This window comes from Phycisphaeraceae bacterium (assembly GCA_019454185.1).
Lineage (GTDB): Bacteria > Planctomycetota > Phycisphaerae > Phycisphaerales > UBA1924 > JAHBWV01.
This window is the reverse complement of the sequence record CP075368.1, coordinates 2,700,314-2,720,957: the sequence shown is the minus strand read 5'-3', so window position 1 is coordinate 2,720,957 and position 20,644 is coordinate 2,700,314. Positions and strand designations below refer to the sequence as shown.

The following is a 20,644-nucleotide window of genomic DNA, read 5'->3' as shown; positions in this document are numbered from 1 at the left end:
AGTGGTGGATTCGACCCGTGGGTATACTAAGTCCGATAGAGTCCGCATGTACGTCATTTGTTTGTATAATGGGCTGCGTTCTTGGTGCCATCTGGACGCAGATCGCTCTTTGTCTGGCTACGATTCCGACGATTTATATGCTTGCGGTGCCATTTTCACGCCATCCGAGAGTTGACGATGCACACTATTGGGGGTATTGCGTCGTCATGACGTGGTTGGTGGTGTTGCTTTTGCTTTATCTCGTGCGACGAACAGACATCTTTGCACGAAAGAATCGAGGATACACGCATGCAACCGAATGGCACTGAGATCTGGGGCGCGGGAGCAGCGGTTGCGACAGGTGCCGCACTGGCTCTCGCTGCTGTCGAAACGAATCCATACACCATCGGGGCCGCCGCGCTGTCCTGCGGCGTGTGGTCAACGCTCGCGATTCAGTATCTTCGAAACAAGCCGCGCTCCGTGAGTCCGATTGTGGCTGTTCCCAATCCTCAAATCGAGGAAGGCGAGTTGCAACTAGAGTTGCTGCCCAGCATCAAGGAGACGCACGAGAAGGCTGAGGCGCTCCAGATCGCCGCGTCGGCTCCTCTGTCAGGGATCGAGTTGGAGCACCCTGTCGTGGATACAACCATGCTTTCGGTGACCCCGATCATCCGCGGTGATGGAAGTATCCAGAGTTACGCAAAGCTCTCGGACGATTCTTCGAGTCTGGCCTTGGAATGCCGCGGATTCGTGCCCGCGGGCGCGTCGAACCACTTGATCGGCGCGCTCCGACAGGCCGGGATGGAGGTTGTGCAGGGGTCCGGCTTGTCGAGCTGTCCGGGAACAAAGGTGCTTATCAAGCATGCGCCGAACATCCGGCTCGTTGGCTTCTACTACATTGAGGGCATGGTCGCGAACTTCGACGCGATCCGTGCGTTTCTCAATCAAGCATGTCGGGATGTTGGTGCAACGGTCTACGATCTGAGTCTGAGCATCTCCCGTTTCGGTCGAGTGAGCGGGGATGGCCATGCCACGCTGGGCTTCCCGAAAGACGATGGAAGGTGGGCCGCGTACTTCGACAAGTGGTCTCCGGTTTTGAGGAGCCGAGGGTGGGAGATGGTCTCGTTTAGTGCGTGAAAACCGGCAGAGTTGCATATTTCCCGCGAGGTCCCTCGGCAAGATGATGTTCTACAATGCCCTGGCACCTCGCCGGGGAGTTTCTCGTTTGTGGGGAATGCCACCGAGATGGCGGCCATTCCATCGTGGGGCCTGATCTGGTATGCTGCCGCTGCAGGTGGTTTGGGTTGCGGCGGCGCGGGCCACCGCGACCCAGTGACCGGATTCGAAGCCCCGACGTGTCGGTTTCCGGGGGTTGCGTGCTGCCGCTCTCCCAGAAGTGACATCTCGGGACGCACGTGGACTGTGCCCGAACGCTCCGAGCGAGCGTCTCGGCGCTGGCGCGGCTGTGTGTTGTCGTGTGTTGCGCGTGAGTGTGTGTCGGCCGCGTGAGCGTGGAGCGTCGCCGGGGCCAGAGCCCGGAGGCCGTCATGCACGAGCGTCGCAACACGATCCTGACTGTTCTGTTCGCCTTTGCGCTCGTGTGGGGGGTGTTCTCATGGGTGTGTGTGGCGGCGTTCGCGTCGCTGGAGCATCTGCCGCCCTCGACGGACTTCCATCGCTACGCGTCGCTGTCGGCGGTCTTTCTCCTTGCGGCGAGTCTGGCGTATGTGCATCTGCTTGAGGACAAGATGCCCGATCGCCTGGCGCATATCGGGAGCGGTCGGTACTACGAGCAGGACGGGCTGTGCTTCATGCCGGTCTTCCGCGTGACGAGCACACGCCCGATGTCATCGTCGAGTTCGCTCTCGGGCGGGAGCCGCGTGGGCGGGTGCGTTGACACGGGCCAGCAGGCGGAGCTGTCGCTCTACTACCAGAATCGGTACGAGGGAGAGTGCGAGGCGGTGATCCACATCCGGCCGCCCGCGGGGGTCTTTTTCAGTCACAAGGGCGCGCGAGATGTTCACTTTGCGTTCCGGTGCCAGCCGGGCGCGTTCGGCGTGATCCACCAGCCTGTCGCCGTGACGCACGAGGCGCAGGGCACGCCAGTGCGCGTGGAGATCGCGTCGATGGTCCGTTGGGTGCGCCACCGTGGCGATCAGCTGCGTTCGAAGCGCGGGCTCCCTGTCGGTACGTTCCAGGTGGACTGGGCACTGGCGTACCGGCAGAGCAAGCACGAGCTCTCGGGTGAGATCGAGCTGAAGAACCCTGCCTCGCTGTCGATGATGCTGCCGGATTGTGTCGCGGAGAGGATCGAGCGGTCCGAGTCTGTCAACGAGACACTGATGGTGAAAGCGTGAGGGGTTCGGGTATCAGCATCCGCTGCCGAAGGCGTCGAGGAAGTCGAGGATATCGAGGATGTCGGTGATGCCGTCGCCGTTGAAATCGCCACGGATGCCGTTGACGGCGCACGCGCCGTTCGGCGAGCCGGAGCAGGTGCCGAAGGCGTCGATGTAGTCGAGGAAGTCCATGACATCGATGTCGCCGCTGGCGTTGACATCGGACGGGCAGTACGACGTCCACATGTTCTGCGGGACGGGCTGGAGGGGAAGCCCCGAGCCGTTGATCGCGAGGATGAGGCCCGCGCCGCCGGTCCGCTCGAAGTACTCGATGCGGATGGCATGGGCTCCGGCGGCGAGGCCGACCGAGGCGGTCTTTGTCGTCATGCCGTGGAGGCCGTCGTTATCGATGAGCAGAGTGTTGCCGAGGAAAAGCTTCGAGCCGTCATCGGAAGTGAGCGAGAGCGTGTAGAGGCCGTTGGAAGGGATGTTGACGAGGCCGTTGAAGACTGCGCCGACGTTGTCGGTGCGCCCGCTTGTGGCGAAGGGGCCGGTCGTCGAGCTGAAGTTGATCGCGGAGACGTTGTCGCGAATGTACGAGGGGACGAGAGCAAAGTTGGGAAGGACGGAGAGAGTCGGGATGACGAAATAACGCACATCGACGCCGGGAGTGGTCGTCGCGGGATTCTCGCCGGGACGAGTCGCGACAACCGTGACGGAGACCTGTGCGGTGGAGCCGCCGGTGATGGAGTATGAGAACGTGTCGGTTCCTGAGAAGTCCGCGGGCGCGGTGTAGCGGAGATAGCGGCGTGTGAGGTGCTGCGTCGGCCCGGGCGTGGGTGAGATGAGCGTGATCGTGCCACCCGCGGTGCTTGTGAGACTATACGAGACGAGTTGGAAGGTCTGGCAGCTGGCGTCCGAGTCGTTGTCGAGGACGTGGATGTCGACGGTGCCGCCCTGGATCACGGTGGCGGTGTCGTTGACGGCGACGCGATCGCCGAGCGTCGGCACGAGGCACGAGCGTGTGTCGAGATACTGCCAGATGCGCTCTTGGACGCGCGGTCCGAAGAGGAGGTCGATGTTGTTCATCCCGCCCGGGCATCCGTGGCAGTACGACATGATGGTGCCGCCGAGGGCCTGCGAGCAATCGCCGTTCCCGCAGCCGTCGATCACGGGTGTGTATGAGTCGTGGGTGTGTCCGGTACCGAAGTTGTGTCCGAGTTCGTGCGCGGTGACGAAGAGGTCCCAGTTGCCGCTGTGTCGGTTGACGATGGGCGAGGGGAACGAGCCGTTGAGCCCTGAGAGTCCGTAGCCCCAGCCCTCGCAGATGGCGTTCAGGTAGGCGACGCCGCCGCCGTAGTTGCCGGAGAAGATGTGGGCCAGATCCCGCGGCACGGAGCCCATGTTTGCGCCCCAGTGTGCCGTGAACTCGTCGAGGAGATTGCCACCCATGTGATAGGGATCGCTGTTGGACGACCAGGTGCGGACGAAGTTGGTAGCGAGACGGACATTCAGCTCGCTCTTGAAGATCTGGCTGACGCCGCCGAGAAGCGATACGGCGTAAAGGGCTGAGTTGTTGGGATTCCCTCCGAAGAACCGCTGGGTGTACTCCCAGTCGGTGTCGATCGCGATCTCAACGACGCGGCAGGGAACAGAGCGGCTTCCGAAGCGCGGCTCCTCGACGGCGTCGAGCGCCTGCGGACGAGGATTGAGTTTCGCGATGGAGGGGTGATAGCCGCAGAACGGCCCGGCGTTGTCGGCCTCTGGGAACGCGCCTGCGTGCGTGACCATGACGGGAGCATCGGCGGGGAGCGAGTCGATCGCGCCGACGGCAGGACCGGTCGAGATGGAGTACGTGCCTTCTGCGGTGTGAAGGAAGCCGTAGACGCCGGCATCGCTCAGCCCGACATACGCGACCGAGCCCGGCTCACCCTCGATCTCGCCACCGAGCAGCATTAGTGAGGATGTGTCCACAGGGGTGCGCCCCTCCGGCCCCTCGACAAAGACCATCGCGCCGGGGCGAAGCACCGTGAAACGTTCGAGAGCCAGCGTGGCCTCTCTCTGCGCGACCATGCGTCCCTCGGCGAACGGCGCGAGCGGGACACCGGTGATCCGCACCTGGGCCCCGAGGGGGAGGTCGTCGAGCGCGACACCTCGGAGGTCCGAGAACTCGATGACCGCATCGATGAGACCAATCTGCCCGTTCGGGCCAGTGGAAGCCATGGCTGCTCCCGCGAGAAGTGCGGCGGCGAGCATCGAGGCGGATCGGGCGGGCAGGGTCATGGTTTACTCCGCTGGGCGTTGAATCTGGGCAGAGATACAGCTGTGCGAGTGCCCGAGGGGGGCATGGGCATCGATACGGCCTGGGCGCGCCGGGGTTTCATTCCGGTTCAGCATCCGGTGCCGAACCAAGAGAAGAAATCGAGGAAGTCGAGGATGTCGATCTCGCCGTCGGCGTTGATATCCGCATCGACGCCGAACTTGCGGCAGGGGCTTTCGAGCCCGTCGCAATCGCCGAAGGCGTCCATGAACGCGAGGAAGTCCATGATGTCGACCGTGCCGTCCTGGTTGGCGTCGGAGGGGCAGAGGCGCGTCCACATCGAGGGCGGGATCGGTTGGTTGGAGATGCCGGGGCCGGAGATCAGGACGATCATGCCCGCGCCACCGCCCCGCTCGAAGAACTCTGCGCGGATCTTGTGCGTGCCGGCCTGGAGCCCGATGTTCCCTGAGACTGTCACCATGCCGTGGAGCCCGTCGTTGTTGACGACAAGATTGTGCCCGATCCAGAGTTTCGAGCCGTCATCGGAGTTGGTGCTCAGGGTGTAGGTGCCTGTGGTGGGCACGGTGATGTAGGCGTTGTAGACCGCGCCGACGTTGTCTGCCCTGCCGCTGGTGCTGAAGTTGCCGCCGGTCGAGGGGATGTTGATGTTCGCGAGCGTGTCCTGCGTGTACGACGGGATCCAGTCAAACGGCGGCAGGATCGAGACGTCGTTGGTCACGTAGTAGCGGGTGCGCACACCGGGGATGGTCGTCTCGGGGTTCTCGGGGACGCGCATGCCGGAGGCATCGCGGACATCGACCGAGACCTTGCCGATCGAGACATTTCCGTGCGGATCGACCACGGTGTACTCGAACGAATCGTGTCCGGCCACTGCGGATGCGGTGTAGGTGAGTTGGTCGCGTCCGCCCGGGCCTGTGCCGACCGAGCGGGTCACGGTCGCGCCGAGCGATGTGGTGGACTGGAACAAGCCGATCGTGATCGACTCCATGTTGGGATCGAGGTCGTTGGCAAGCACATCGATCGTGGTCGAGCCCATGACCGAGAGCGTCGCGACCTCATCAATGACGATGGGCGGCGACTGCGACGCGCTCGCGAGCGCGGCTTCGACAGCCCGACGCATGTTGATCCGTCCCCAGCCGTTGAGCTCGTCCTCTCCGGCCGGACCCCAATCCTGGCAGGTGCGAGAGAGCAGGTACTCGAGATGATCGGGAGAGAGCGAGGGGTTGGCGGCAAACATCATGCCGACCACGCCGTTCGCGACGGGCGTTGCCATGCTGGTGCCGCTCGCGAAGCCGTAGTTGCCGTCGCGCGTTGTGCTGAGGATGCTGACGCCGGGCGCGAAGAGATCAACGCCAAGGCCATACGAAGAGAAGTCCGCCTTGCCATCCGACTGGTTGCTCGCGCCCACGACGAGGACGTTCGGATGATCCCATGAGGAGTGGTTGGTGTTGGAGTTGTCAGCGGCGTAGAGGTAGAGCCCGCCTCGGGAGCGGATGTATGCGCCGCTGGTCTCGACGGTGGACGACTGAACGCCGGTGTAGCTGCTGCTGGCGGAGACCGCGCCGTTATCTATCGCCCAGCGTGCGCCCTGCGTGATGTCGTCGAGGAACGCACCGCCGCCCGCTGCGTTGCTGACACGGATCATCATCACGCCGAGTCCCCAGCCAGGGCCCGCGACGCCGATGCCGTTGTCGTTGGCGGGCGCGGCACAGCCGGCGACGTGTGTGCCGTGGCCGTTGACATCGTCCATCAACCCGCCGTCAACCTCCGCGAGATCGTCCACCGCGTTGAACCCCGGTACGCGGTTCGTCAGGTCGGCGTGCGTGGTGAGGATGCCGGTGTCGGTCACCGCAACAACGACAGAGGGCGAGCCGATCAGCAGATTCCACGCGGCCTGCGACTCCATCATGTGATGGTGCCACTGGGACGTGAAGAGCGGATCGGCGGGTGTCGATGCGGGATAGCAGATCCAGTTCGGCTCGACGTACTGGTAGTCGCCGGTGGACATCAGATCGGCGATGATCTGGTTCTCGGCCACGCCACGTGGTCCGTTCATTTCGGGCACGCGAACGATGTACTCATCAACTTCGGGGTAGTGCTTGAGGATCATGCCATCCAGGCGTGCGCGGGCGCCCTGGCTGCGCTCTGCGTTGAGATCCTGCCTCGGGCGAACGGTGAGCTGACCGGAGAACTCCATCTTGCCGGGTACTTCGGCGAACGCCGGACGCGCGGCAGCTCCTGCTGCGGGGCGCGCGGAGGTGATGTCGGAGGCGTTCGCGGGGAGAACTGCGGAAGTGCCGGCGACGATGAGGATGAGCGATGCGGCCGAGACGGCGCGGTGGAGACGCTGCTGCATGGAGATCCCTCTCTACTTCTCGTTCTACGGCGCACCGGAATGGCGCGGCCGCTTCCAGGATTGATCGACGCGTGCCGACCCCGCCTCGGCGTTATCGTCCGAGGACCGGCCCAGCATGACGTATCGCCCTCTCCCACGCAAGCCCAACAGAGGCCAAAGCGAGCACCCGCCACCGAAACTGGCGGGAAAGCTCGGGCGGCAAGAGTGGCAGGACGCGCGAGGATCCGGCGGTTGTCCTCAACGGAGGTGATCGAGGGAGCCGATAACTGGAGGATGCCGGCATTGCTCGAGCACCAGATTCTGCGGATTGAGGTTCCCGTCGTTGTCCGCGTCGGGGAGCGTCAAATGCGCATGGCGGAAGTGCTGGTGCTCTCGCCCGGCTCGATCATCGAGCTGAATAAACGCTCCGAGGACGAGCTGGACCTCATGATCAACAACAAGCAGATCGGGAGCGGCACGGCCGTCAAGGTCGGCGAGAACTTCGGGCTGCGCGTCACGTTCATCGGCGACATCGCTGAGCGTCTGGCCGCGATGGCTGCTGAGAGCGGCGAAGAACCCCCGGCTATCTGAGCAGGGAACGTCTTTCCAATCGTCGTTCAGAGATCGTTCGTTAAGAACGACTTTACCCGTCGTAGCGTCCGACGATGAGCGTGGTGTTGTGCCCGCCGAAGCCGAAGGTGTTGTTCATCGCGTAGCGGACCCGGCGCTCGCGGGCCTCGTGGGGCACGAGATCGATGTCGAAACCATCGTCGGGGCTCTCGAGGTTGATGGTCGGTGCGATCACGCCCTCTTTGACGGCGTGGATGCACGCGATCATCTCGACCGCGCCGGATGCGCCGAGCGCGTGGCCGTGCATGGACTTGGTCGAGGACATCATCAACTTCCCGCCGGAAGAGCGCCGGGCGTGGCTGCCGAAGACATCCAGCACGGCCGCGACCTCGGCCTTGTCGCCCAGGGGTGTCGAGGTGCCGTGGGCGTTGACATAGTCGATCGCGTCGGTGGCGAGTGAAGCGTCTTCCAGAGCCCAGCGCATGGAGCGGCCCGCGCCGCGTCCCTCGGCGTCGGGAGCTGTAATGTGGCTCGCGTCGGAGCTGTTGCCGTATCCGACGAGTTCGGCGAGGATCGTCGCGCCGCGCTTCCGCGCGTGCGCCTCGGTCTCGATCACGAACATGGCCGCGCCCTCGGCAAGGACGAAGCCGTCGCGTTCGCGATCGAAGGGGCGGCTCGCTTTGGTTGGATCGTCGGAACGACCGGAGAGGGCCTTGAGCGACTGGAACGCGCCGACGCACAAGGGCGTGACGGCGGCTTCGGTGCCGCCACACACGATGACGTCGGCCCGACCCCGCCTCAGCCACGCCATGGCATCGCCGAAGGCATGACCGGAAGAGGCGCAGGCCGTGGCGTGCGCGCCCGCAGGGCCCTGCAGCCCGTAGCGGATAGAGATGTTGCCGGTCGCGGCATTGACCATGAGGCGCGGCACGGTGAAGGGCGAGAGCCGGTCCGGTCCGCGCTGGACCATGGTGACCACGCCGTCTTCGATGGTCTTGATCCCGCCGATGCCGGAACCGACGATCACGCCGCATCGCTCGGGATCTTCCGAGCCGAAATCGACTCCGGAATTGGCGACGGCTTCGTGTGCCGCGACCATCGCAAGGAGCGTGAAGCGATCGAGTCGCTTGGCCTCACGCGGATCGACAATCGCGGTGGTATCACCGAGGGCGACCTGTCCGGCGGCGGAGACCGACCACTTCCCGGCGTATTGATCGAAATCAGGCCCACCGAGGCGGGTGATACCCGACCGACCGTTGCGCATGGCGTCCCACGTCGAGCGGGAGTCCGCGCCGAGGTTGGTGATGGCGCCGATGCCTGTGATGACGATGCGGCAGCTGGCGTTCTGCATGATGTTGACCGGGTGAGGGGCGGGGCCGGGGACCGAGTCTCGGACCACGCCCGCGACGCCCGGGATCAGGCGATCCCGTGCGCCTGCTTGATGAACTCGATGGCCTGGCCGACGGTCTTGATCTTCTCCGCCTGCTCGTCAGGAATGGAGGTCTCGAACTCGTCCTCGAACTCCATCACGAGCTCGACCGTGTCCAGCGAGTCGGCGTTCAGGTCGTCAACAAAGCGGGTGTCGCGGCTGATCTTTGCCTTATCAGCGCCCAACTGCTCCGCCACGATCTCGATCACCTTCGATTCGATTTCCTGCTCTGTCACGGCGTTGGTCTCCCAAGTGCTCGGATCGTGGACAATTCGGTTTGACTGTCGGGCCCACGAAAGCATGGATCATACCCGATCCACCCGTACCAGCCAACTCCGCACCGCGCCCCACCCGCCCGCAGGCGACAGGGCCTTCCACCCGGATAGGGCACCCCAGAAAGCCGCCACAACCCATGTATCAACAGTGATTTACGCGCGTCGGACTCGCGCAGATCGTGCGCGTTGCGTGTGGTTTGGTGGGGCTGGCGGGTCCGTGGGGATTGGCCGAGCGGGAAACTCGGCGGGATGAAGAACATGGGTGGGCCGGGGGCCGTATCGGAGACGAAGGAAGGACCCGGGCCCAGGACGGCCGGGTCGAGGCGCGAGGGGAGCGCAGCATCGATTCGGTCGGGCCGGGTTCCCGAGAGGGACACGACGCCATGGCCGGGATGCCGCTTGAGCCCAATGCGTTCGCCGAGCAGGTGGTCACGATTCTGCGTGGCAAGCAGCCGGAGTACACGGTGCTGCTGACAAGCCCGACAGAACTGATCGTGAACGGTCGGCGTCTGGATCTTGAGAACCTGTACCGGATGGTCCAGCGCGAGCCCGAGCGGGGCGTGGAGATCGTCGAGCACTACCTCGAGCAGTTGTTCGAGGGGGATGCGCTCCAGGCGGTCGATCTGCCCTTCGAGCTCGCCCGCGAGAGGATCATGCCCCGCATCCAGCCGGACTCGATCTTCCAGCACCTGAACCGCGAACTCGTCGCCCATGTGCCGTTCGTCAACAACACGGTGATCGTCTTCGTGACCGATCTCCCCAACATGACCGTCAGCATCACCACCGAACAGATGGTCCAGTGGGGGCTCACCCCAGAGGAACTCGAAGAGATCTCACGCGAGAACCTCGACGCCTACGCACCCGACCTGCACGTCCAGCTCATCCAGTCCAAGGACGGCGGAAGGGCCGCGATCCTCTCCAACCAGGACGGCTACGACGCGGCACGCCTGCTCATGAGCTCCATCTATCGCAAACTCGCGCCGCAACTCGGACGCGACTTCCTCGTCGCAACACCCAGCCGCGACATGTTCGTGGCCATGACCGCCGAGCCCAAACCCTTCCTCGATCGCCTGAAGAGCCGCGTGGAACAGGATTACCGGCGGCTGCCGTACCCGATCACGTCGAGCTTCTTCGTCGTGACACGCGACGGCGTCGCGGGCACGGAAGAGATGCACCCGCCGTCTGAGGCGGCGTGAAGAGCAGTGACTGAGTGACTGAGTGACGCAGTGACGCAGTGACAAAGGCGTCGCGTGCCCCGAGCGTCAGCGTGTCGGTCGCGTCTGTGTTGTCGCTGCCGATGGGGATCGCCATGTCGGAAGAGATCAGTTTCCCGTTGGCCCAGATCTGCGCTCCGCTGCCGCCGATGAAGCGGTAGATCAGCATCAACGGGGTTGTCGCCGCGGGGGACGTGCCGACGAGCGAGAAGCCGGCGTGAGTCGAACCATCCTTCTGCACCGCCGCCGCCTCGACGTTGCTCGACATCGCCGAGCCGTCATAGAAGAGCCGCCACTGGTGATCGGCGGCGGCGCTGTCGTTCCATCTCCCGATGATGTGGGCGGGAGCGGTCGCGCTGGTCTTGAAGACCGCGCCGAACGCGGCGGTCGCGTCGGCATCGAAATCGACTGGTGAGCGGAACATGAAGTCGGTCGATCCGTTGAACTCGACGCGGGGGATACCTCGCAAGGATGGGACGACAATGTTCGGTTCCGCGCCCGAGGACGCCTCGACATCATGAGGAGACGAGAGGGAGGAGAGATCGCCCCATTCGTCGATGGGCAAGTTGAGCGATCCCTCGGCCGATGAGATCTCCACGCGCAGTCCCTGTGCGTCGAGGTGCAGTTGAAGGTCCGAGCCGGAGTCATCGAAGCCGGGGAGCCGCCCGACGTTCTCGACGGCTCCGGTGAGGTTCAGCGGCTCGGTTGCCGGAACCAATGGGTCGTACGCGATGGCTGGGGATGACTCCTCCGTCGTGCCATCGGAGAGGATGATCAAGCCGGCAAGCAGTTCTTTGATGTAGCAGGGAGGGAATGATCCGATCCCAGGCCCTTGATTCGAGTTCAAGGCAATTAGCCCGGACGAGCGGAGCGCAATCACGACTTCGACAAGCCAGTTCGCGCCCGGCTGCTGGAGCGTGACGAGCGCGGCCGATTGGACTCGGTTCTCTAGCTGATACTCGAACCGAAGAAAGAGGCTTGGCGTCACCTGATCCGTGCGCCAACCGACAATCGCGCCAACCTTGGAAGCGACCGCCTTGGATCGCCTCAGCGTGGGCGTAAACGCTAGACCTGAGACGGTGAAGCGAAGCCCGATCCGGTTCCCCTGCCGATTGCACCACGTCGCATCTTCAAGCGTCCAGATCACAGACATCGAAATCCTCCCGCATGGAACGCATTGCCTCTACTCCACAGTCATCGCCCCCGCTTGGGCCGGATCAGCCCCGCCGCACCGAGCGCAAGCAGCGACCCAGAGCCGGGCACAGCGAATCGCTCCATGAAGAGCGGAGCACCGGAATCGTCGAACCGGTAGCCGTTCAGTTTCCATTGATACGTCGATACCCGTTCAATCTGCACGTACCCAAACATGCTCTTGTCTGACTTCGCGTAACCGATGAGCACGACATCACCGTCCTCGAAAGTCAGAAGGTCGAAGTCACCCTGACTTCCGGACTGTCCATAAGACGCGGGCTCCACGATACCCGAGTCGATCTCGTACACGGGGTCGAGCCATTGCCGAGTCTCGTCGAGCCAGGTTCCTTCTTGAAGGAGAGGATTGCCGACACCAAGGAACGATGGTGTGGCGAAGGGTGTAGGTGGAAAGAACGGCAGTTGATTTCCAGTAATGAGCCCACTCGGAGCGCCACCGAGTTCCCTGAAACCCAGCCGCATCGTGTTCTCTCGCTCCTGGCCGATTCCCCCGGGAGGCGTAAACGGCGTCACGACCAACTCGGTTGGGTTGAAGAGGTCAAAGACGAGGTCGTTGTTGGTGATGATCCGCTGCTCGGGATCGAGGACGGTGTGGACATCGGACATGGCGGTTCCTCCGGTCAGCATGAGGGCGACGAGGGCAAGTATTCTCTTGATGGCGTTTCGCATCGGCTTTCTCCTTCCACCACGATCGTGTAAGTCAGGCAGCGAACCTCGACCGGCATGACGCCGGGCGGGATTCGATGCCCGACAGGTCAACGACGACGAGAGGGCACGAGCCCCCTCTGATCGAGACCAACGACGCGAATCCCCGGCAGCATTGCCTTTGAATCAGATGGGGTTGATCTACTTGTCTGAGTTTCGACGCGCGAATGATCGGTTCGCATCGCACATCCTCCTCGCGCCGGCAACCCGCCACTCGAAGAGATGGCAGGAGCGCGCGGCGACGGCGTTGGTGCGGGCCGGGGTCGGGGGGCGTCCACAGCAGACGACCGACAGAGACCCTACCCCCCCCCCGAACATCGCCAAGAGGAGTATGCCACGGACTTGCGGACGTGCCAGTGAACTTGGAAAGAAGTGTGGACATTGAGATCAAGGCACGAAGGCACTAAAGACATGAAGGCACGAAGGCACGAAGGCGCGAAGGCATGAAGTCATGAAGGCAAAGAACCACGAGGGACTGGCTGGCCTCTCACCATGAAACGCAGGCGAGACCGCTTTGGAATGTGGCGACACCCCGGCCAGACTCGGCTCCGAGAGCCGATCTATCCAATACACCCCTCAGAGAGCGCCGCCACCGACACGGCAGAATCAGGTTGGGTTGTTGACCCAGCCGTACTTATACGGGGTTGCCCAGTAGAGGCGTCTCCACGAGGTCGGAAGGCCGCGTGGAGAGACGAAAATGTCGTTTGCCTCGAAGTCTTTGTCGCGTTCCTGCCATTCTTCTTTGACGCCTTGGGGCGCTTTGAAGAGTTCGCATGAACCGTCGATGTAGGCGATGTGCCCGGCCCGTTGGTGGCGCGTGGTGATCTGGTCCCAGTTTCCCCAGAGCCCGTCGGGGATGTCGTCGTTGTACCAGTAGGTAGATTCTTCGTAGAAGATCGGGAGCGAGCGGAAGCGTGTAAGGAGGTGCTCGTATGCCGCGTTGAGCTTGCGAAGCCCTGCGGGGCCGTCGGGTGTCATGTACGCGACGCTGATGTCGATCGAGAGGCGTGCGCCCTCAGTGAAAGGGGCCATGCAGTAATCGAAGTCGAGATGGGTTGAGCCGTAGATGCTGCCAGCGGAATCGTCGTTGTTCTTGCCGCGGCGTTTGTTGGTCGGGCACTCGGTGACTTCATCGGCGATGTTGATGAAGTCGTAGAGGAGGCCGGGTCCGTAGAGGCCGCCGGGGAGGGTCTCTCTGGCCCAGTTCGCGCTGGTCCAGATCTGTTCTTTGTGATTCTGCGCGTAAGCGATGGCGGCGGTGATGATCTGTCGGTTGTTCGCGAGGCAGACGGTCTGCTGACCGACGCCGCGTGCCTTGCCGAGCGAGGGGAGAAGGATACCGATGAGGATGGCGATGATGGCGATGACCACCAGCAACTCGATCAGCGTGAACGCTCGATGGAGCGGGCGGTGCTGGTGGGTGTGATGGGGCATCGAGTACCTCCGTGCTGGCCTGACCGGGGTGGAAACCCCACCACGATAATCGAGATTGGTTGTTGTCACAAGCAGAGTCGGGCCGGAAGAGGGCAAGAATCGATCCGATTCGGGCTGTGATAGGGCTCTGCCGCACGGTGGAGGGGCCAATGCCGCGTGTTTGGTGTGTCGGGAAGTGTGGGTGGCTCATGTGGGGGGTGGTGTGGGGGGTTGGTGTGGGGGGTTGGTGTGGGGGGTTGGTGTGGGGGGTGGCGTAGAGTCTGGGGTGAGTGAATCGCCACTGAGCCAGCAACTGCCGAGCCCGCTTTCGATGGGTTGCGATGCGTTCGTGCGTGAGGCGGCGGATCGCGTGGTGGGGCGGTCGCTCGGCGCGGAGACCTTCTATAAGGAGTGCTACCGGAGCGGGCGGAGGGAGATCGCGCTGCGCGGGGGTGGCGCGTGGGTGTTCACGCCGCCGGCTTTGGGGCGCGTGGTGGAGGATGAGAGCCCCGAGGGTGTGGTTCGGAAGTTCACGCTTCGCGTGCCCGGCCCGAGGTCGGGGGTGCTCGGCACGGACCCGCGGGCCTCGGAGGTGGAGACGGAGAGTGTGCTGATCCCGATGATCGGGCGCAAGGGGAACCGGACGTACACGCTGTGCGTTTCGAGCCAGGTGGGGTGTGCGATGGGGTGCGTCTTCTGTGAGACGGCCCAGATGGGTCTGGTGCGGTCGCTGGATGCTTCGGAGATCGTGGCGCAGTGGTGGACCGCGACGCACGTGCTTGGTCAGTCGGTCTCGAACATGGTGTTCATGGGCATGGGCGAGCCGATGGACAACCTTGAGAACGTGCTGGGGGCGATCACCTGCATCACCGACCACAAGGGCGGCTCGCTGCCGATGAGCAAGGTGACGATCTCAACCGTCGGGCGGGTGGATGGGATACGCCTGCTCTCGGAGCGTGTGCGGGAGCGGGGATGGAGGCGCCTGGGGCTTGCGCTCTCTTTGAACGCGCCGAACGACGAGATCCGATCGGAGATCATGCCGATCAATCGCAAGTGGGAGATGGCCGACCTGCAGCGGGCGTTGATCGAGTATCCGGCCCACGGCGCGGGGAAGCTCTGCGTGGAGTATGTGCTTATTCCCGGGGTGAACGACAGGCGCGAGCACGCGGCGGAGATCGCGGCGTTCTGCCGCCCGATCGATGGGGCTTACAAGGCGGAGCGAGAGGCGAACTCGCCCCGTGTGCTGCTGAACCTGATTCCGTATAACCCGAGGCGGAATTCGCCGTGGCCCGCTCCCGAAGAAGAGGCGGTCGAGGCGTTCCTGGGGTGGCTGACGGCCGAGGGCGTGTACGCGAAACGCCGGCGGACGAAGGGAAGGAAGATGATGGGCGCGTGCGGACAGCTCGGGAGCGAGGCGATCCGCGGGCGACGGGTGGTAGAGTTGAATGTGAAGGCGTAAGGAAAGGCAAGAGGGCGCAGCGCGGGGAGAGCGACGCGTGGTATGAACGAACAGAACGCCACAGGTCGAGGGTGGTGGAGGCGCCGACGCTGGTGGCTGGCGGGGTATCTCGCGCTGCTGCTGGCTTCGCACGTGGTGCAGATCGCATCGCCGAACGTGTGGATCCCGATCGCGGAGGAGCGCGGACAGAAGTTCGTGGATGTTCCGGAGACGACCGCGCTCGGGCCGGTGGATGGGGCGTTGGTGCACCTGGCGTACCTGGAATGGACGCCGGAGCCCGACGAGGCAGTTGCGAGCCGCGCCCCCGTGCTGCTGCTGCACGGATCTCCCGGGCAGAGCTTCGACTTTGAGCGACTGGGACCGGAGCTGGCGGCTGCCGGGTATCGAACGATCGCGGTGGATCTGCCGGGGTTCGGGAACTCCAAGGGGCTGGTTGAGAGTTACTCGAACCGGGCGCAGGCATACGCGATGGTCGCGATGCTGGATGCGCTGAAGATCCGGCGTGTACACGTGGTCGGCTGGTCTTACGGCGGCGGCACGGGCCTGAACATGGCCGACATCGCGCCGGACCGGCTCGCTTCGCTGACATTGATGGCCGCGACCGGGATACAGGAGACCGAGGGCTCTGGGAGTTTCTTCTTCGAGCACGCCAAGTATGCCGTGGGGTATGGCGCGCTGGTTGTCGTGCCGGAGTTCATCCCCCACTTCGGCCTTATCGGCGAGCGGAAAGTGCGGCACGCGTTCGTGAGGAGCTTCCTCGACACGGACCAGCGTCCGGTTCGCGGCATCATGGAGCGGCTGCGTGTTCCGACGATGGTCCTGCACGGGCGGGACGATGTGCTCGTGCCGCTGGCGGGTGCGGTTGAGCACCATCAGTTGATCAAGACGAGCCGCCTGGTGGTTCTGGATGCCAATCACTTCCTGCCGTTCCTCCAGACGGAGGAGACGACGGAGCATCTGGTCGAGTTCATGGGGAGGCACAACCGCCCGGGTGTGACGCCAGCATCGGAGATCGTTGATCTTTCGGAGGGGCCGACGCGGGTGGATGGGTTGCTTGAGAAGCCGGCGGGCGCGCTGCGACGCGCGCCGTGGTGGACCGAGGTTGCGCTCATCACCGCGTTGTCGCTTGCGAGTTGGCCGCTCGTGATTGCCTGCACGGCGGTGCTGGTCGCGACGATGCACCTTGACTTCGGGGTTGCGCTGGTCGGGCTTCTGATCGGGCGTGCGGCCCGCCAGAGGCCGGGCGCGTCGGCGAAGGGATGGGGGCGAGTGCTTGGAACATCGGCGGGCGCGCTGCTGGCGGCGCGGCTTGTCTCTCCGTATGTCGTCGAGCCGCTCGGGAACATCGCGGGGTGGCCGGGGATGGCTCTTGGTGTCGCGCTGGTGGCGGGCGCGGTGTGGGCGTTCCCGATGGTGTGGACGTGGCGCGGGCGGGGGGAACTGCTCGCGTCGATCGGACGGGCGCGCCACCACGAGTTCTGGCCGGCGTGGGCGTTCTATATGCCGCTGATGCCGTACCTGATGTGGCTCGGCGCGCGGCGTGGCGGGCTGCTCTCGGCAACGTGCGTGAACCCGGGCATCGGCAAGGGAGGCGGGCTGATCGGTGAGAGCAAGAGCGAGATCTTGTCTTCGATGAGCGACGATGCCGCGCTCGAGCATGTCTTGATACCCGATGGTTTCCCGGCGCGAGAGCGAGCGCGGCGCGCGATCGAGTGCATCGAGGGCGATGCAACGCTCGGCGGGTGGCCGGTGATCCTGAAGCCCGACAGCGGGCAGCGCGGATTCTCAGTGCGTCTGGCTCGCTCTGCAGCGGATGTCGAGCGGTACTTCGACCTCGTGCGCGGACCCGTGATTGTGCAGCGATACCACGCCGGGCCTCACGAATGCGGCGTGTTGTGGGTGCGTGGCCTCACCGGCCGTTCGGACCCTTCGCTCGTCGGCGGCATCTACGCCGTCACGCGCAAGGACTTTGCGATGATCGAGGGGGATGGGCGACGGACGCTCGAGCGCCTGATCCTGGACCATCCGCGGTATCGGTGTCAGTCGGGCGTCTTCCTCGCGAGATTCGCTGATGCAAGATCGTGGATCCCCGATCTCGGACAGATCGTGAAACTCGGCGAAGCGGGGAACCACTGCCAGGGAACGCTCTTCCGCGATGGGGCGGACCTCATCACGCCGGAGTTCGAGCGCCGGATCGATCGCATCGCTGCGTCGTTCGTGGGACAGAACGGACATGGCTTCGACTTCGGGCGATTCGATATCCGCTACACATCCGACGATGCCTTGCGGCGCGCCGAGGAGTTCGGGATCGTTGAGCTGAACGGCATCACCAGCGAGGCGACAAACCTCTACGACCCCTCGCGCGGACCGCTGTGGGCGTATGGCGTGCTCTTCGGGCAATGGCGAGAGCTCTATAGGATCGGCGAGGAGCGGCGGCGCTCGGGCGTGCGCCCGCTGACAGCGAGCGAGGCGATCGCGTTCGCCCGCTCCCACTTCAGAGAGCGAACGGGCAGTTCGATCGCGGATTAGTACATGTTCGTCGCGCGATCACGCGGCGTCGGATGCTCCGGGCCGGTGGTCCGCGGCGTCCTTCGGATTGGTCTCGAGATCGCCAGCCCGATCGACCCATGTGCGCATCAGTGCGTCGAGGTCGAATGCGCGGGGCGACGGGGGTTCGTAGACATCGAGCGAGACATCGGCATCCTCGGCACGGATGATGCTCAGATCGCGCCTGATGCGGAGATCGATGCGCTCGCCCGGCTCGTGAACAAGCCAGCCACGGACGCGCTTCGGGCGCAGCTCGAGGTCCTGCACCACGGGGCGACAGGGATCGAGCGGGGACCAATCGACCACGGCAACGACTCGCCCGTCGCTCATGGTCACGAGCGTGCCCGGCGCGAACGGAGGGACAACGGACATCAACCCCATGAGCGCGACGGGATCGAATCGCGATCTCCACGGCTCGCGCTGCAAAGCCGCGAGTGCGCGGACCGTGGGAACCGGTCCGCCCTCGGCGAGGTGGCGGTCGTCGATGCCGAAGCGCAGCCGATCAAAGACGTCGACGAGACCGACGATCCGCGCGAAGGCGTGGATGCGTGCCGCGGCCAAGGGCCGGGGCTCGGCACCGAAGCAGGGAACGGCAGGGAAGCCGGAGCCGTCGTATCGCTGGTGATGGTTGAGGACGATGCCCGAGGCGGTCGGCTCGATCTCGTCCTTCACCATGTCGAATCCGAGTTGGACGTGGCGTCGGAACTCAGAATCTGATTCGTCGCCGGCGTCGCTCCAGCGGTCGCGTGTCTCCTGATCAAGCATCAGCATGCCGACATCGTGGAGCAGCGCACCGACACCGAGATTGGCGATCTCACGCGCCTTCGCGGCTCCGATCTTGGAGCGATTCCGGATAAGCCATGGCTCGAGTCTCAGCCCGACGAGCATGGAGATGAAGCAGACGGCCGAGGCGTGCCTGACGGAGGCGCACCCCTGCCCGACCATCTGATCGAGGTAGACGGTGGTGCGTGGGTGGAGCGAGAGGCGTTCGAGCAAGCCGCACACCGCGCTGCGATAAGCGTTGTAATCCAGGCGGACCGACGCGCTGTGCGCGGAGGCGGCAAAGGTGGCATCGACCAGTCGGGCCATTTCTGCGCTCGCGCCTGCGACGAAGGGGCTGGCCGCGCCGGCGACATCCGCGAGCCCGGGGTAGCGGATCCAGACCTCGCGCACGCCTGTCTGCCGGAGTTTGGCGAGGATCGCCTCGTCGAGCGCAACGCCCGCTTTCAGGAGCGTGGAGCCCGGCTGCACGGGGTGCGGAATCGGCGCGGCGATCGTCATTCCCGGGACGAGGTTGGGGATGGAGATGCGGAGCACGGCGAGAGCGCTGGATCGGCGGGATCGAGCACGAACTGGATCGAGAGACGCGGGAGTGGAACGGGTGGGGTGAGTCCGTCCGGATTGGTGAAGACGGGGGATCTCACTCATACGGAAGTGGTGGCGAATGGCATGCGAACAGCGCGGCACAGGCCGCACAGACGCGACAGCCCTCTCGGTTAGCGCGTCCTGAGCGCGAGCGGCGACACGTCTTTGCGCGATCGGAACAGAGTCGTCACGTCTCCTTTGCCGGATCCTGACACAGCACATGGAGGCGAGATCTAGTCTCTCCCGCTCAACGTGGCGGAGTCTCAGTCATCATCCGCGTCGCTCGGCGCGGAGCATCGGAGCCAGTGACATGGATGCTCGCTTGTGTCGGGGCCGGGGGATTCGCGGTTTCACGCTGATCGAGGTGCTGGTGGTGATCGCCGTGATCGCGCTGCTGATCGGGATCCTGCTTCCTTCGCTTGGTGCGGCACGAGCCGAGGGGCGTGCGATCAAGTGTGCCGCGCAGTTGCGCTCGGTCGCGATCGCGGTCACGCAGTACACGATCAATGAGGACTACTTCCCACCCTCGTATGTCTACTCCGCCGACGGCGAGCCGGATGAGTGGCGGCTTGAGGATCAGTTCGGCTCGGGATCGAGGTCGGGGTACATCCACTGGTCGAACGCGCTGTTCTCCGCCGGCGGCGTGCAGGACGAGGCCTTCACGTGTCCCGCGGTGCTCAACGGTGGCGCACCACGATCGAACCCCGGAGCGAACGCGGACGATTGGGAGCCGGGGCAGGAGAACGACCTTGGCAACCCGGTCGGGGCCGCGACGCCCGAGGATCGCCAGGCACGTCGCATGGCCTTCACCGGCAATGACGCGATCTTCCCGAGGAACAAGTTCAAGAGCTCCGGGCCGCTGGAGAGGAAGAACCAGCTGGTGCGTCCGGTATGGATCGAGGCAACCGGGCGAGGCGGGGCGAACACGATCCTCGCCACAGAGTTCCTCGAGCGCAGGGACTGGCGGAGCGTCTTCTCTGCGGGAAACCCGAATCTCTCGAAGAGCCATCGCCCAGTGACGCCATTCATCGGCGGCGGCGGCGGCGTGGATGTCTACAGCGAGCCGCCCTATGGCTCAACGCCACGCTTCTTCTACCCGAGTGTCGAAACCCGCCTGAAGACGATGGCAGCGCTCGGACCCGGCATGATCGAGGATGCCGGCACGACGCTCAATGCTGTCGGGCGTCACCACCCGGGTGCCAAGAGCGAGAAGTTCGGCGGAACCGCCAACTTCGTCTTCGTAGACGGCCACGTCGAGCGTTCCAACATCGCCAAGACGATCGAAGAGCGTCGCTGGGGAGAGCGGTTCTTCAGCATCACCGGCAATAACAGGGTCGATCTGAAGCGATTCCTCGATTGATCCCGCGATGAGATGAACGTTCGCCGGCTGGACGAGAGTCCGACACGGCGGATTGTCCGAGTGAGGTGAGTGCTCGCAGGGCGTGCATGGTGCGCGCTCCACCGTTCAGGGATGGGCAACTCAAGCGACGTGCCTGAGCGGGCGCGTCAGTGAAGAGAGCGAATGGG

Annotated in this window: 14 protein-coding genes and 1 pseudogene; 7 read left to right on the top strand and 8 right to left on the bottom strand. The window is 64.3% G+C overall.

What is annotated here, in order from left to right; all coding sequences use genetic code 11:
• The first annotated feature begins 288 nt into the window (after positions 1-288).
• Together KF838_11585 and KF838_11580 are read left to right on the top strand one after the other, a co-directional pair.
• Positions 289-1,116 (top strand): hypothetical protein, encoded by an 828-nt coding sequence (locus tag KF838_11585; GenBank protein QYK47417.1) that lies wholly within the window; start codon positions 289-291, stop codon positions 1,114-1,116.
• 410 nt (positions 1,117-1,526) lie between these two features.
• On the top strand, positions 1,527-2,336 hold the full coding sequence (locus KF838_11580) for a hypothetical protein (protein ID QYK47416.1): 810 nt from the start codon (positions 1,527-1,529) through the stop codon (positions 2,334-2,336).
• Positions 2,337-2,348: 12 nt separating this feature from the next.
• Here the strand turns inward: KF838_11580 and KF838_11575 are convergent, their stop codons facing one another.
• Together KF838_11575 and KF838_11570 are read right to left on the bottom strand one after the other, a co-directional pair.
• Positions 2,349-4,598 carry a hypothetical protein gene (locus tag KF838_11575; protein ID QYK47415.1) on the bottom strand — a complete coding sequence of 750 codons (2,250 nt, stop codon included), beginning with the start codon at positions 4,596-4,598 and terminating at the stop codon, positions 2,349-2,351.
• Positions 4,599-4,705: 107 nt separating this feature from the next.
• Entirely contained in the window at positions 4,706-6,952 is a 2,247-nt protein-coding gene (locus tag KF838_11570) for a S8 family serine peptidase (GenBank protein ID QYK47414.1), read from the bottom strand.
• Between the two features lie 273 nt (positions 6,953-7,225).
• Between KF838_11570 and KF838_11565 the strand changes: the two genes are divergently transcribed.
• Positions 7,226-7,522: a FliM/FliN family flagellar motor switch protein gene (locus KF838_11565; GenBank protein QYK47413.1), complete on the top strand. Its 297-nt coding sequence runs from the start codon at positions 7,226-7,228 to the stop codon at positions 7,520-7,522.
• A gap of 52 nt (positions 7,523-7,574) precedes the next feature.
• Here the strand turns inward: KF838_11565 and fabF are convergent, their stop codons facing one another.
• The gene (gene fabF, locus KF838_11560; GenBank protein QYK47412.1) at positions 7,575-8,852 is read right to left on the bottom strand and encodes a beta-ketoacyl-ACP synthase II; all 1,278 of its coding nucleotides are present in this window, start codon (positions 8,850-8,852) and stop codon (positions 7,575-7,577) included.
• 65 nt (positions 8,853-8,917) lie between these two features.
• Positions 8,918-9,232 (bottom strand): acyl carrier protein, encoded by a 315-nt coding sequence (acpP, locus tag KF838_11555; GenBank protein ID QYK47411.1) that lies wholly within the window; start codon positions 9,230-9,232, stop codon positions 8,918-8,920.
• A 356-nt stretch (positions 9,233-9,588) separates the two neighbouring features.
• Between acpP and KF838_11550 the strand changes: the two genes are divergently transcribed.
• Complete coding sequence (locus tag KF838_11550) at positions 9,589-10,401, top strand: DUF1444 family protein (protein QYK47410.1); 813 nt, start codon at positions 9,589-9,591, stop codon at positions 10,399-10,401.
• Here the strand turns inward: KF838_11550 and KF838_11545 are convergent.
• The 3 genes and pseudogenes from KF838_11545 to KF838_11535 form a co-directional block, all read right to left on the bottom strand.
• A complete protein-coding gene (locus KF838_11545) occupies positions 10,322-11,572 on the bottom strand; it encodes a hypothetical protein (GenBank protein ID QYK47409.1) in 1,251 nt (416 codons plus the stop codon). The genes KF838_11550 and KF838_11545 overlap by 80 nt on opposite strands.
• A 41-nt stretch (positions 11,573-11,613) precedes the next feature.
• Positions 11,614-12,297, bottom strand: coding sequence for a hypothetical protein (locus tag KF838_11540; protein QYK47408.1), 684 nt, complete (start codon positions 12,295-12,297; stop codon positions 11,614-11,616).
• 1,344 nt (positions 12,298-13,641) lie between these two features.
• Positions 13,642-13,767 (bottom strand): annotated as a pseudogene (locus tag KF838_11535) (prepilin-type N-terminal cleavage/methylation domain-containing protein).
• Between the two features lie 265 nt (positions 13,768-14,032).
• On the opposite strand from KF838_11535, the gene KF838_11530 reads away from it, so the two are divergent.
• Positions 14,033-15,205: a 23S rRNA (adenine(2503)-C(2))-methyltransferase RlmN gene (locus KF838_11530; GenBank protein QYK47407.1), complete on the top strand. Its 1,173-nt coding sequence runs from the start codon at positions 14,033-14,035 to the stop codon at positions 15,203-15,205.
• A 42-nt stretch (positions 15,206-15,247) separates the two neighbouring features.
• Positions 15,248-17,734, top strand: a complete 2,487-nt coding sequence (locus KF838_11525; GenBank protein ID QYK47406.1) for an alpha/beta fold hydrolase — start codon at positions 15,248-15,250, stop codon at positions 17,732-17,734.
• An 18-nt stretch (positions 17,735-17,752) separates the two neighbouring features.
• On the opposite strand, the gene KF838_11520 is transcribed toward KF838_11525, so the two are convergent.
• A complete protein-coding gene (locus tag KF838_11520) occupies positions 17,753-19,069 on the bottom strand; it encodes an HD domain-containing protein (GenBank protein ID QYK47405.1) in 1,317 nt (438 codons plus the stop codon).
• A 358-nt stretch (positions 19,070-19,427) separates the two neighbouring features.
• On the opposite strand from KF838_11520, the gene KF838_11515 reads away from it, so the two are divergent.
• The gene (locus tag KF838_11515; protein ID QYK47404.1) at positions 19,428-20,477 is read left to right on the top strand and encodes a prepilin-type N-terminal cleavage/methylation domain-containing protein; all 1,050 of its coding nucleotides are present in this window, start codon (positions 19,428-19,430) and stop codon (positions 20,475-20,477) included.
• Positions 20,478-20,644: the final 167 nt, after the last annotated feature.